The sequence below is a fragment of the Chryseobacterium gambrini genome (genome assembly GCF_027920505.1).
In the GTDB taxonomy this organism is placed as follows: domain Bacteria; phylum Bacteroidota; class Bacteroidia; order Flavobacteriales; family Weeksellaceae; genus Chryseobacterium; species Chryseobacterium gambrini.
In genome coordinates, this window is sequence record NZ_CP115857.1 from 699,184 (window position 1) to 713,031 (window position 13,848).

Genomic DNA, 13,848 nt, shown 5'->3' on the forward strand with positions numbered 1-13,848 from the left:
TTTTTACGTTTAGTTGAAGCCGAACCGGATGATTCGTCTGTTTATTTTTTGTTTTCTTTCGCTTTTACCAGCACAAAATCGTAGGTATCGTTCTCGAATTTCGACTGAATTTTCAGATAATCATCCTGCGTGGCAAGAACTTTATTGCTTAAGACATCTCCTATTTTTATAGGATGTTCTTTTTCGCTTTTTTCAACAACGACTAATTTATAATCGCAGTCTCCTACAAAAACCATGGATAATTTTATAAAATCTTTACCGTCGTTATAATATTCGGTCTGTATATTATCTTTTACGGTCATGTACCAAAGATTGGGCGGATAATTCATCCTGAAAAATTTACCTTCTTTGATGTTGGCACATTTTGGAGGGTTATCAACAGGTTTCTTTTTTGCTGCTTCTTTCGTCTGTGCATTCGCGTAAGATGCACCAAGAAAAAATACTCCGATCGAAAATATTTTTAAAAAATTCATACGTGAATTATGCTTTTACTTTATTATTTTTAACCAAAATGATGATGAATGCTCCTAAAAATTCTAATATCCAGCCCCATTTTAACTTAACTATTCCCGCAAGTTTATCCTGCCACGATTTAAACGGCATAAAGCTGAAGTAATCTGAAGCCTGAAGTTTTACAGCGATGAGTGTAAAAATAAACAGGACGACTAAAAGAACTCCAAAAATCTTCGAAACTTTTGCCTTGTTGTTGGCTATTCCGAACAGCGCTCCTGCGGAAAGTATCCAACAGATTATTGCCAGAGAATGATCGAGCTTCCAATAGTTCCAGTTCCCGATAATCGGAACGTGAACAAGCGGCAGAAAACTTCCTGCAACCACCAACACCAATCCTAATAACTGAATATTTTTCATATTTCTTAAAGTGCCAAAATACAAAAAAAAACACACTCCAAAAAGTGTGTTTTTCTATGATGAAAATTCATATTAAAAATTGATATATAACAGCTCCAATCCTATCTGAACGCCATATTTGTTATTAATTTTTGCCTGATCGTTAAATATGGGTGTGAAATCTTTTTTCACGAAAATATTAAGCGGACCGTATCCTAAAGACAATTTGCCTCCAAAAAGAAAAGCATTAACAGCATCCGGAATGTTTTCCCTGTATTTTACGCGATTGTTCTCTTCATTCTTGTAAATGATATAGTTTTGGGTAAGAAATCTTACGCCTCCGTAAACGCCTGCACTGATTCTGAAATTTCCTTTGGAATTATCCAGCATTTTTTCATTGTTTTCTACGGTATATTTAGGATTTAAGACAAATACAAAATCGATCGGAACCAGAAAATAATGATTTTTGAGATATGATTTTTTTAAACTTCCTTCGGCGAAAGTATTAAAATCCGAAATAGAGAGTTCATTTTTATTCTGAGTGAAAATTGTTGTTTTTTTTGGTGAGAAAGAATCTGACCGATATCCCAGACCGATACGGTAAAATACCGGAGAAACCAGAGAGCCGATCTGTCTCGTCATTCTCAATTCCATTTGTGAAGACATGGAATTTCCTACTCGTATTCCGGATTCTTTATTACCTATTGCAAGGGAAGAGGATGATTTTGTAAGATTCATGAAACCGAAACCAATGTTAAAATCTGTTGTGCATAAAAGGTCTTTTTTTGTTTTATTACCGGAGGTATTCAGTGTGAGAAGTGCATTATTTTGAGCTAAAAGTTCAATAGAATGTTTTCCGGATCTTCCCATCACAACATCTTTTACAATGCCTTTTGTTGCATTTTCCAGCTCTTCTTTCTGGCTGTTTATTTTTTCGTTGATGATTTCTTCGTATTTCATCGCGATTTCTGTTCTCTGCTTCTGCTTTTCATCAGCGCTTACTTTGTTTTCTCTGTAGTTTTTATCCAGATCATCCAGCTCCAGATTCATTTTAGACTTTTCTGATACTACAATGCTGTCCACTTTTTTAGAATAGCTTCTTAATTCCGGTCTTACTTCCTGTGAAAAGGCGTAGGAAAAAGCAAAAAGAGCAGTCATTAAGGCAAATTTAGTTTTCATGTATTTTCTTTTATTTTTTAGACAATATTTTACCGCTGTTCATAAAAAAGAACAGTAATTTTTATTTAAAGTATTAGAATCTATTTCGTGTCTGTGTAGACCGTTACGCCAAGAACCGTTACATTATCCACTTTCTGAAAGACTTTATTGATATTAAAAACGCCGAATTTGCGATCATCTTTTTTCACTTCTTCTCTGGTTTTATCAAATTCTCTTCCCATAAGCAGTTCATCAGCATTAGTATAGCCTGATTTTGTTTTCTTTGCTTCGGCAATCGCAGGAAAAATTATATTTTCGCTTTTAATTTTGTCGGGGTTAATATCGATAGTTCTCTGTTGCATAACTGCAATTTCTTCAATTACAGGACTCGAAATTTTTTGAATTTTGACTTCTTTTTTTGAATTTAAAACCTCAGCCGAATTCGTTTCCTGATTTTTTAAAACAGCTTTTACCGTATTTTCCTGATTGTTTTTTTGTTCCTCAGAAGCGACAGATTGTTTTTCGAATTCCGGATTTATGGGATTTACCGCATTTTCAAGACGCTGTTTTACAATATAGTCGGTTTTTTGATGGTCAAAGTTATTTTTGTTTTTAATATAAATAATTGTTCCTACAGAAACCATCAACAAGATAATGGCTGCATATTTCCACCATCCGGAAGACTGTTTTGAAGCATTTTCAGGCTTTTCATCCAGCTTCTGATCCAATCTGTCCCAAAGATCGGCGGAAGGCTTTATTTCAAGCTTCTCGTACTCGGATTTTAAATTATTTAACGTATTGTTTTTCATTTTGCTTCTGTTTTAAAAAATCTGCAATCCATTTTTTAGATTTGCTCAGCTGGCTTTTGCTGGTGCCTTCAGAAATATTCAGTATTTCTGCTATTTCATGATGCTTTTTTTCTTCAAAAACATAGAGATTGAAAATCAATCGGTATCCATCGGGCATTTTTGAAAAAATTTCCTCCATATTAAGCTCCTCCATTTCTTCTTCCCAGTTTTCCTCAACATTTCCGATTTCGCTGATCTCAACATCCGTGTAAAGGATATTTCTGTTTTTCCTGATAAAATTAATCGAGTTATTCACTACGATTTTCCTCAGCCAGAACTGAAAGCTTTTCCATTCTCTGCATTCCTCTATTTTTGAAAAACAAGTGAAAAAAGAATTCATCAAAATATCTTCCGCATCATGAAGGTTATTCACATAAGAATTTGCTATGGCAAGCATTTTCGCCGAAAACATTTCGTACAGAGCTTTCTGCCCTCTCCGATCCTGCTTTTTTGCCAGTTTAAAATTCTCTTCTAAATTCTTCATTAATTAGTTTCTGTTTATAAGACGAAAGATTTTTGAAAGGGTTGCCTGAATATCAAAAAAAATTGCACTTTTTTGAAAGTGCAATTTAATATATTAAAAATCAATGATATAATTTTAATGTTTTACTTCTGAAATTTCAGCCGGATTATGCTTATGCTTGAAAATTAATGCAAATAATATAGTAACAATTAAGGCATATCCTGCAAAAATGTACCAAGATGTTTGCCATCCCTGAAGTTGTAAAACAGGATCTGTCTGAGAAAAAACATAATGATTAACCACCTCTTGTGCTCCTAACATTCCTATCGTAGCTCCAAATCCATTTGTCATCATCATAAATACTCCTTGTGCACTTGAACGGATACTTTTATCGGTCTCTTTATCTACAAATAATGAACCTGATACATTAAAGAAATCGAATGCGATGCCATAAACAATCATAGAAAGAACAAACATCCAAACTCCTCCACCCGGATTTCCAAGACCGAACAATCCGAATCTTAAAAACCAAGCAAACATTGCCATCAACATTACTTTTTTAATTCCATATCTTTTTAAAAAGAATGGAATCAGCAATATACAAAGTGTTTCTGATACTTGTGATAACGAAATAAGCGCATTTGCATTATTTGAACCCCAAGTATTTGCATATTCTGGAATTTCTTTAAAGCTTGTAATAAATGGATTAGCATAACCATTTGTTATTTGCAATGAAACACCCAAAAACATAGAAAATATAAAGAAAATAGCCATCTTTTTCTCTTTAAATAGAGCGAAAGCTTTCAAGCCTAATGCATCAAACAAAGTTCTTTTTTCTGTACTTTTATTAACCTCACAACTTGGTAAAGTGAATGAATAAAAGAATAATAAAATCCCTAAAATTCCCGAAACAAAAAACTGACTGTAACTATGCTGAAAACTTGGAAAACTTGTTTCGTTTGAAAAATTAAACTTTAAATTTCCATCTTGAATTCCTGCAAAGTTTACAAATAACATTGCACAAATGAAACCAACAGTTCCCAGTGTACGAATTGGCGGAAAAGCTTTAATTGTATCATAATTATTGTTAACCAAGACTGTGTATGCAACAGAATTTGAGAGTGCAATAGTCGGCATATAGAAAGTGACACTTAAACTGTAAAGAAGAAAAAGCTTGGAAAATTCTACATTTCCACCCGCTGACATACCGTAATAACCTGCCCAAATCAAGAAAATGGCTGCAAGAAAATGCGAAATTCCTAGAAGCTTTTGAGCCTGAATCCATCTGTCTGCAATAATTCCCATGATCGCGGGCATAAAAATTGAAACAATTCCTTGCATTGCATAAAAAAGTCCAATTTTGGAACCTAATCCCACTGAGCCTAAATAATTTCCCATGGAAGTAAGATAAGCTCCCCAAACTCCAAACTGCAGAAAACTCAGGATGGTAAGTCGTAATTTTAAATTCATAATTAGTGTAAAATATCTCTATTAATCAATTTTCTTTTTCCTCCTCTTGATTTCTTCCTGAATTTCAAGAGCAGTGTCATAATCTTCTTCTTTTACCGCTTCATCCAATAACTTCTGCAATTCTTCCATTGAAATGGATTTCAGGTTATCTTCTACCTGAACCGTTTCGGAAAATGACTGTTCTTCTTTGGAAACATCTTCCAGTTCCAGAAGAATTCCGGCTTCGTTCAGCACCTGTTGTGTGGTAAAAATAGGCGCATCAAACCGCACTGCCATCGCTACCGCATCGGAAGTTCTTGCATCTAAGATAAGCTCTTCGTCGGTTGCCTTATTTTTAAAGTTGATATTTGAGAAGAAAACGCCGTCTACAATCTGATAGATGATAACGGATACAAGTTCGTAATTTGCAGAATGTATAAATTTTGTAAATAAATCGTGTGTGAGAGGACGAGGGGGATGAATGTCTTTCTCAAGCCCCAAAGAAATGGATTGTGCCTCAAAATTCCCTATAACAACAGGTAATTTAATATGTGTTTCTTCATGTTCCAATAGTAGTGCGTACGCCCCGGATTGTGTCTGGCTGTACGATATCCCGCGTATAATTAACTGTTTATAATCCATAGCTACAAATATAGATTAATTTTTCAAAGTTTTTTTTACTTTTTAGACAAAAATAAAAGCCCGAAATGGGCTTTTATATGCGAATTGTGAATTAACGACATTGCCAATTTTACTTCGTAAGTGAATTTTTCGAGATATCCATTAAAAATTTATATCTGAAATAATTGACGATTATCAATTCACTATTTTTTATCCTTTAAGAGCTTTAATTTTTTCTGTTAATGCAGGGATAATCTGGAAAGCGTCTCCTACTACTCCATAATCTGCTGATTTGAAGAACGGTGCTTCAGGATCACTGTTGATTGCAACGATGGTTTTAGAAGAATTTACTCCTGCCAAATGCTGAATTGCTCCGGAAATACCGATAGCAATATACAGATTAGGAGAGATTGCTTTACCTGTTTGTCCTACGTGTTCTGAGTGAGGTCTCCATCCGATGTCTGAAACTGGCTTGGAACAAGCTGTAGCTGCACCCAAAACGTTTGCAAGATCCTCTACCATTCCCCAGTTTTCAGGACCTTTCATTCCTCTTCCTGCTGAAACAACGACTTCCGCTTCTTTAAGGTCTAATTTTCCTGAACTCTGCTCGTGAGAGATTACTTTGGTATCTTCATTTGCAACAGATAGATTTTTCACTTCTTCTGAACCTGAAACTGTATTTTCCTTCACTCCGAAAGCGTTTTGGGATACCGTTACAATAACTCCGTTCCCTTCTGCTTTTGCATGCATAAATCCTTTTCCTGAAAAAGCTCTTCTTTTCACCTGAAACGGAGAAAGGCTTTCTGGAGCTTCCAATACATTCGTTACTAAAGAATGTCCGTTCATTACTGCCAACATCGGGGCAATTGAAGAAGCATCTGTTGTGTGAGGGAAAACGATGATGTTTCCGTTTGCCACTTCACTTACCGCCTGAGCGTAAGCTTTAGCGGAGAAACTTTTAAGACCTTCGTCTTTAATGTTGATTACGTTTGATGCTCCATATTTATACAATAGATCTGAAGAATCTGTAGGGTTTACAGAGATTGCCGTTACGGTATCTCCTGCCTGATCTGCAACAGCTTTAGCATAAGAAACTGCTTCAAAAGCTGCTTTTTTGTAAACTCCGTTTATATTTTCTGCGTATACGAATACTGCCATTTTAAATTTGTTTAAGGTTTAATGTTCAAGATTCAAGGTTGCAAATTGTATTCTATGTTAATGAAATACTTTTGAGTCTTTAAAACCTCAATTTTATCCTGAATCTTTTTACTTTTTACTTGGTTCTTATTAAATTACTTTTGCTTCTTCGTGAAGTAATCTTACCAATTCATCCAAATTATCCGGAGAAACCAATTTTACGGCTGCTCTTGGCGGAACGCTGTCATAAGAAACTCCCTGAACTTTCACCTCAGAAGATGTAGATTCAACTACCTGCAAAGGTTTTGTTCTTGCAGACATAATTCCTCTCATGTTCGGAATAATTAAGTCTTTTTCGTCTACCAATCCTTTCTGACCCGCGATTACAGCCGGTAATTTTACAGAAATGGTTTCTTTACCTCCTTCAATTTCTCTTACTGCAGTAGCTTCGCTTCCGTTTACTTCTAAACCTACAGATGCGTTTACAAAAGGCTGATTCAGTAACTGAGCGACCATTCCCGGAACAGAACCTCCGTTATAGTCGATCGATTCTTTACCGCAAAGGATTAAATCGTATCCTCCGTTTTGTGCAACTGCTGCAATTTCTTTAGCTGTAGAGAAACTGTCTTTAGGATCAAGATTTACTCTTACGGCATCGTTTGCCCCGATTGCCAAAGCTTTTCTTACGACAGGCTCTGTAGAAACATCTCCTACGTTGATTACCGTTACTGTTGCCCCCTGAGATTCCTGTAATTTTATTGCTTTTGTTAACGCAAATTCGTCAAGAGGATTAATTACCCACTGAATTCCGTTTTTGTCGAATGCAGATTTATCCGCTGTAAAGTTAATTTTGGAAGTAGTATCCGGAACACTACTTATACAAACTAATATTTTCATATGTTGTTCTTATTGTTTTAATGGTCAGATGAAACTTTTCGGTTCCATGTGTACTATTTTTATGCTTCAATAAAATTTAAAGTTTCTTTAAATTTCAGTTAAATTATGTTTCGCTAATATAAATAAAAAATATATTATGCATGCATAGTACTTATTATTTTACTATTCAATGCATTAAAGTCATTATTTAGCGGGTTTTGTTGCCCGAAATTCGATCTTACTCGGTAAAACTCTCGGGTTCATTCTTAAAATATCCAAAACCAGATTCCCCATATCTTCGGGCTGGATCTTCCATGCGTCTTTTTCCGAAGGAATATTTCCGTTGAAATGCGTGGCTACAGAACCCGGCATAATTACCGTAGATTTGATATTGTATTTTCTTAAATCGATCATTGCAGCCTGTGTGAAACCTACTACGCCAAATTTTGAGGCATTGTAGCCCGTTCCGTTTTCAAAGAAATTGGCTCCCGCCAAGCTTGAAACCGTGATGTAATATCCTTCTGTCTTTTTCAGCTCTTCCACGGAAGCTTTTAATGTATAGAAAACACCTGTTAAATTGGTTTCAATCATGTCCTTCCACTCTTCAGCAGAAAGTTCATCCACAGGCTTAAAAATTCCCAAACCGGCATTTGCAATCACAAAATCGAGTCTGCCAAATTTCTCTTTTGTCTGTTGTACCGCTTTTTCTTCGTTTTCAAGAACTTTTACATCCGATACAATTCCCAGAACGTTTTCAGAAATCTGCTTTAAATCCTGTTCAGCTTTTTCCACATCTTCTTTTTTTCTTCCCGAAAATGCAACCGAAACTCCGTTTTCAAGCAAAATTTTGGCAATGCCGAAACCGATGCCCTTGGTTCCACCTGTGATGTATGCTACTTTATTATCGATCATAATTATTACGAATTTAAGTTCTTAAAAATAACAAAAATGCTTTAAATAAAGTAATTTTTATTGCCTAACATTTGTCAGTTTACAGGTTCAAATAAAAAAGCGCTCCGAATCGAAGCGCTTTGAAAATAATATAGAATTAATTTATTTTTTGATGAATTTCTGGGAAACTTTATTTCCTTTGGATTCCATGCTGATAATATATGATCCGGAATTGAGATGTTTTACATTTATCTTATCGCCTTCCACTTTTACCTCAACTTTTTTACCTGCAATGTCAAAAACTTCAATATTGCTGAATTTGTCTGCCGATTTGATAGATATGTAATCTGTTGTAGGGTTTGGATATACAGATATGCTTTTTTCATTTAAGGCAACATCATTGGTTGATAATGTAGGTCTGTCAATAGAAAAAGTATCGATTCCTATAAGATCGGAATTGTTTCCGCTTGGTCCTCCGTCTGTAACGTAATATCTAAAGGCAAATCTTACCGGAACCGGATTTGTACCTACTCCCGTAACTGTAAAGCTGTATTTTGTCCATGTTTTAGGATAAACAAAACCTGATGCCAGATTTGGATTCACAGATACTCCTAAGTTGGTAAAAGATCCGACAGCGGAAGCTCCTGTTGTAGGAAGAACCGCACCGGCTGCCAATGCATATCTCAGCTCCAGACGATCGGGATAATCTATCGTCCCGTCTGTTCCCTTTCTGGAATAAAAGCTCACAATATCTCCATCTTTTACGTCTATCGCATTTGTAAATAACCAGTTGCTGATTGTTCCCGCTCCTGATGTGCTTGTGTAATTTACCAATGCAAAAGAATTGTTTCCTCCTGCCTGTCCTACAGGAACAGTAGTGGTATTGCCGCTTCCGAACAAGGGATTGGTTAAAGGAGTTGTATACGTTGCTTTTGTCCAGACCGAAGTGGTTACCGGACTGCTTTGATTAGAGGTTGTCCAGTTTGTGAAAGCGGTATCAAAACCATAGCTGTAAACGTTGGTCTGCGCATTCATCGAGACCAGGCTCAGAATTGAGCCGAGTAGTAGAAGTTTTTTCATATCATTAAAATTTAGTTTTATAAAAATATTAATAATATTTTAAAAACAAAACAATTATATTTAAAATATGATGCTAATACCACATTTTTAAATAATATTTTAACTAAAAAGGCTGCATTATCAAAAATGCAGCCTTTAATGATATAAATGATTTCTTTCCTATTCTTTGATCAGTTTTTTAGTAACCACACCCTCATCTGTTTTAATTCCCAATACATAATTTCCAGTTGCCAAGCCGGAAATATTTACTTTATTACCCGTTAAAGGAAGATCGATCCTTTTTCCGGAAAGATCATAAACGTATACTGAAAGTATTTTATTTTTACCTTCAATCGTTACGATATCTTTTGCAGGATTTGGATAGATGACAATATCTTCTTTTGCTTTAGAAACTTCTTCTCTAGTTGCAAGGATTGTATTGTTAGAATAAGATAGATTAAAATTATCAATTGCCCAGTTATAAGCTACAGAATTTCCTGATGCATTAATATTATAAGTACGGTACTGCCCTACATCCAAAGCCGGAATTAGCGCATATCCTGAAGGAGGAGAAGAGAAAGTGTAACTTTCCTGTGGAGTATACCAATTCATTACTCCGGTTGTCATATTATACGCCATACCTACATTAACCCACGTGTTCGCAGGATAGGTTCCTCCTAAAGTTTTAATACCAAAGAAACCTCTTGTTCCGGCATTGGTTAATGTGCCTCCTGCTGTCATGGTTTTTGTGGCCACGTTGTAAATAAGACTTACAATTACTCCCGGAGTTGTTGCGTCATCAAAAAGAGTTATGTATACAGATCCTGTACCGTTCGCAGATCCTGTATAAAAATTGCATGTCGCTTTGATAATATCATTTCCTGCTGTAGCGTTAACTCCTACCAGCTTAACCACAGAATGGTTGTTGGGATCGCTTGTCGCTACATATCCTGAACCCGCTGTAATTTTTAATGAATTTGCATGAGCAGCATCAATAGTAGCGATCTGGTAATCTGAAGCAACACCGTTTAACAGATAATAGCCTCCCTGCCCTGCAGAAGCTCCTGTAAAGTTTGTGCCGACATTTCCGGGCGTTAAGCTGTTAAAATTCTGGCTGTCAATAACCTGTCCGTAAATACTGCCTATGGAAAGTATTCCGGAAATAAAAAGTAGAATTTTTTTCATTAGATTTCAATTAATTTATTAGCATGTTAAATATATAAAAAAATCCCTTAGAAAAAAATCTAAGGGACTCATTTATTGATTGTTAAAATTTACTTGGAATAATTCTCGAAAAATAACGGAATACTTTCAATTCCTTTATAAAAATTGAATAATCCGTAATGTTCGTTTGGAGAATGGATGGCATCAGAATCTAATCCGAAGCCCATTAAAACGGATTTAGCTCCCAAAACCTGCTCAAACATAGCTGTAATCGGGATACTGCCTCCTCCTCTGTATGGAAGTACTTCTTTTCCGAAGGCTGATTCCATTGCCTGTTTTGCTGCCAAAAATTCTTTGGTATCGGTTGGTAAAACATAAGGCATTCCTCCATGATGCGGCGTTACTTTTACTTTTACATTTTGAGGAGCAATTTTTTCAAAATATTTTGTGAATTTTTCGGTGATTTCTTCCGGTGTCTGATAAGGAACCAGACGCATTGAGATCTTGGCAAAAGCTTTTGAAGGAATTACGGTTTTTGCTCCTTCTCCGGTATAACCTCCCCAGATTCCGTTGCAATCTAACGTTGGACGGATAGATGTTCTTTCCAAAGTGGTATATCCTTTTTCTCCTTCCACGCCGTTTAATCCGATAGATTTTTTGAATTCTTCAGGATTATCTTTCAGCTTGTTCATATCTGCTCTGTCTGAATCTGAAACGGTTTCCACATTATCGTAGAATCCATCGATGGTAATATGTCCGTCTTCATCGATCAGATTCGCAATCATTCTAGACAGTACGTGGATCGGATTTGGAACTGCTCCTCCATAAAGCCCGGAATGCAGGTCTCTGTTTGGACCTTCCACTTCTACTTCCACATAGCTTAAACCTCTTAAACCTGTGGTAACAGTCGGCTGTTCGTTGCTGTAGATATGAGTGTCTGAAATAAGAATACAGTCACAAGAAAGTTTTTCTTTGTTTTCATTTACCCAGTCTCCTAAACTTACCGAACCTACTTCTTCTTCTCCTTCGAGAATAAATTTAACGTTGCAAGGAAGCGCATTGGTCTTCATCATGGCTTCAAAAGCTTTAAGATGCATGAAAAACTGTCCTTTATCGTCTGCCGAACCTCTTGCAAAGATAGCTCCTTCCGGATGAAGTTCTGTTTTTTCAATATACGGTTCGAATGGCGGTTTTGTCCATAGTTCCAACGGATCTGCAGGCTGAACATCATAATGTCCATATACTAAAACCGTCGGTAAATCTGTATTTAAAATTTTTTCTCCGTAAACGATAGGATATCCTTTGGTCTGGCAAACTTCCACATTATCTGCTCCCGCATTTTTAAGGTGTTCTGCCACGACTTCCGCACATTTCAAAACATCGTTTTTATACGCAGGATCTGCAGAAATGGAAGGAATTCTCAGTAATTCAAATAATTCATCCACGAAACGCTGTTTGTTTTCGCTGATGTAATTTAATGTCTCTTGCATTGTAAAATATTATTTTGCTAAAAGTAAAAAATTTGCTTCTCAGGAACAAACAAAAACGTATAATTTTCCTCAGGTCTGATGTGTGTTTTCTAAAAATATTAATCTGAAAGGTATTTTATCCCTGAAATTGACTGACAGACTTCAGTTTAGCCGTGATTGCAGCATTTGTCTGAGCTCATTTTCTGGGTTTCGGCGCGGCTTCGCCGCGCCGAAACCCAGAAAATAGCGAGTGCGGAAAGCGCGAAACAGCTCCTAAAAAATCTCCCACATTGCTGCGGGAGATTTTATATTGTACTTTTAATTAGTGTTCAGCTTTTGGAGCTTCTTTAGCTTCGGCAGGTTTTGCAGTTGCTGTACTGTCTGTCTTTGGCGCTTCGGCTTCGTGCTTTTCTGCAGTTGCCTCTTCTGTATGCATTGTTGCAGCTTCGTGACCATGACCTTCACCTTGAGGATCGTCTGAATATCTTTCTGCTCCTTCTTCAAGTTTCAGAGTATTCTTGTTTCCTCCTGCAGCTACTTTTTTACAGCTTACAGCCATTGCTGCGATCGCTAAACATATAACTAATTTTTTCATATGTAAAATTTATTTTTTTAAGGTCATCAGAATCATTTTGTCTGGATAAGCAAAAGACGATTCTTATTTTAATTTTTAATTGCCCAAAATTAAGGATTCCTATTTTTTTCGGCAACATTTTTATACTGATTTTAGTATAATTTTTCCTTTTTTGGATTGTGTAAAAATAAGATAGCTTTCCCCACCATCCTTCAGGCTGTATTTCTTTTTAATTTCTTCCGGTTTTAAAGGGTAATTTTTGGAAATAATATTGAACTGACTTTTCTTTACAATCTGTTTAGCTTCAATAACTTCCATCTCTAAAATCCTTCCTGGAAAATCAGTTATCTTTTGATTTGACGTGTAAAGATGTGTATTCGTATGTAATTTTTTTAATTTGAATTTTTCTGAGATTACATTAAAAACTCCGGCTTTTAAAACCGAATTATTGGGAATGTAGATGTATTTTTCAGGTTCACCAAATTCTGCTGCTGCACTTTCTTCACTGCCAAAATCAAAGCTGAAGTCTGCTTCATGACTTTCGAGGTTTACACAATGACAGATGATTTTGCCTGAATTTTGGTTTGACAGAAATACGACGACTTCTTTAACATCGTTTTTTAAGGCGATAATATCAATCCTGAAAAGGTTGGGTAAAACAGAAACCAGATATTTCAGATCAATTAAGGGCGAAAGCTTTATCACTGCCTCATTGGAGATAGAAAGTAGTTTTTCCTGAATTTCAATAATATCAGGCGACAGATCTTCGAGTAAAAAGACTTTATTTTTATTGTGGTCTCTTCGTGCGGGATCAAGATAGATTACATCGTAAGTTTCCTTATTTTCATTTAAAAAATCTTCGAGGTTCTGGTTGACAAACTTTGCTTTCCTACCTAAAACGTTCCAATTGTGTTCAACAATTGCCAAAAGCTCAGCATTTTGTTCTACCAAAGTTATTTCTTCGAAACTTTCTGATAAATAATAGGCATCAATTCCAAAACCGCTGGTTAAATCAATGAACTTTTTACCTTTTAAAATTCGAGATTTATACAATGCTGTTTTTTCGGAGGAAGACTGTTCTAAATTCAGTTGTGGTGGAAAAATAATTCCTTCTTTAAGCAGAAACGGAAATTTCTTCTGTGCAACCTGCTTTCCTTTGATCTGCTGAACAATTTCCTGTATGGAGACTTCCGGAAAAGGGGATTTTTTTAATAATAAAGAATGCAAATCTGCGTTTAGATTTGCATTGATAAATTGCTGAATTTCTTTTTTTAAAAGCTGTTTATTCAC

The 13,848-nt window shown here is 35.8% G+C and carries 15 protein-coding genes; all 15 read right to left on the reverse strand.

The features are described 5' to 3' along the window. Window positions 1-41: 41 nt before the first annotated feature. The 15 genes from PFY09_RS03085 to PFY09_RS03155 all read right to left on the reverse strand — a co-directional run bounded on the left by PFY09_RS03085 (window position 42) and on the right by PFY09_RS03155 (window position 13,848). Entirely contained in the window at window positions 42-473 is a 432-nt protein-coding gene (locus tag PFY09_RS03085; RefSeq protein WP_271161371.1) for a hypothetical protein, read from the reverse strand. Window positions 474-480: 7 nt separating this feature from the next. Further along, window positions 481-870 carry a hypothetical protein gene (locus tag PFY09_RS03090; RefSeq protein ID WP_271161372.1) on the reverse strand — a complete coding sequence of 130 codons (390 nt, stop codon included), beginning with the start codon at window positions 868-870 and terminating at the stop codon, window positions 481-483. Between the two features lie 72 nt (window positions 871-942). After that, a complete protein-coding gene (locus PFY09_RS03095) occupies window positions 943-2,028 on the reverse strand; it encodes a coiled-coil domain-containing protein (protein ID WP_271161373.1) in 1,086 nt (361 codons plus the stop codon). Window positions 2,029-2,108: 80 nt separating this feature from the next. Beyond that, the gene (locus PFY09_RS03100; protein ID WP_271161374.1) at window positions 2,109-2,816 is read right to left on the reverse strand and encodes a hypothetical protein; all 708 of its coding nucleotides are present in this window, start codon (window positions 2,814-2,816) and stop codon (window positions 2,109-2,111) included. Then, window positions 2,794-3,339, reverse strand: coding sequence for an RNA polymerase sigma factor (locus tag PFY09_RS03105; protein ID WP_108408611.1), 546 nt, complete (start codon window positions 3,337-3,339; stop codon window positions 2,794-2,796). Before PFY09_RS03105 ends, PFY09_RS03100 begins: the two co-directional genes overlap by 23 nt. A 114-nt stretch (window positions 3,340-3,453) precedes the next feature. Further along, complete coding sequence (locus PFY09_RS03110) at window positions 3,454-4,788, reverse strand: MFS transporter (RefSeq protein WP_271161375.1); 1,335 nt, start codon at window positions 4,786-4,788, stop codon at window positions 3,454-3,456. Window positions 4,789-4,809: 21 nt separating this feature from the next. After that, window positions 4,810-5,409, reverse strand: coding sequence for a bifunctional nuclease family protein (locus tag PFY09_RS03115; protein WP_271161376.1), 600 nt, complete (start codon window positions 5,407-5,409; stop codon window positions 4,810-4,812). 189 nt (window positions 5,410-5,598) lie between these two features. Then, entirely contained in the window at window positions 5,599-6,546 is a 948-nt protein-coding gene (locus tag PFY09_RS03120; protein WP_271161377.1) for an electron transfer flavoprotein subunit alpha/FixB family protein, read from the reverse strand. Between the two features lie 129 nt (window positions 6,547-6,675). After that, a complete protein-coding gene (locus PFY09_RS03125; RefSeq protein ID WP_076390078.1) occupies window positions 6,676-7,422 on the reverse strand; it encodes an electron transfer flavoprotein subunit beta/FixA family protein in 747 nt (248 codons plus the stop codon). Between the two features lie 183 nt (window positions 7,423-7,605). Then, window positions 7,606-8,313 carry an SDR family oxidoreductase gene (locus PFY09_RS03130; protein ID WP_271161378.1) on the reverse strand — a complete coding sequence of 236 codons (708 nt, stop codon included), beginning with the start codon at window positions 8,311-8,313 and terminating at the stop codon, window positions 7,606-7,608. Between the two features lie 141 nt (window positions 8,314-8,454). Then, window positions 8,455-9,372 carry a T9SS-dependent choice-of-anchor J family protein gene (locus PFY09_RS03135; protein WP_271161379.1) on the reverse strand — a complete coding sequence of 306 codons (918 nt, stop codon included), beginning with the start codon at window positions 9,370-9,372 and terminating at the stop codon, window positions 8,455-8,457. A gap of 159 nt (window positions 9,373-9,531) precedes the next feature. Then, window positions 9,532-10,536 (reverse strand): T9SS type A sorting domain-containing protein, encoded by a 1,005-nt coding sequence (locus tag PFY09_RS03140; protein WP_271161380.1) that lies wholly within the window; start codon window positions 10,534-10,536, stop codon window positions 9,532-9,534. 89 nt (window positions 10,537-10,625) lie between these two features. Next, window positions 10,626-12,005, reverse strand: a complete 1,380-nt coding sequence (locus PFY09_RS03145; protein WP_076390074.1) for a dipeptidase — start codon at window positions 12,003-12,005, stop codon at window positions 10,626-10,628. Between the two features lie 301 nt (window positions 12,006-12,306). Next, the gene (locus PFY09_RS03150; RefSeq protein WP_076390073.1) at window positions 12,307-12,579 is read right to left on the reverse strand and encodes a hypothetical protein; all 273 of its coding nucleotides are present in this window, start codon (window positions 12,577-12,579) and stop codon (window positions 12,307-12,309) included. Window positions 12,580-12,699: 120 nt separating this feature from the next. Continuing rightward, window positions 12,700-13,848: a THUMP-like domain-containing protein gene (locus tag PFY09_RS03155; protein WP_271161381.1), complete on the reverse strand. Its 1,149-nt coding sequence runs from the start codon at window positions 13,846-13,848 to the stop codon at window positions 12,700-12,702.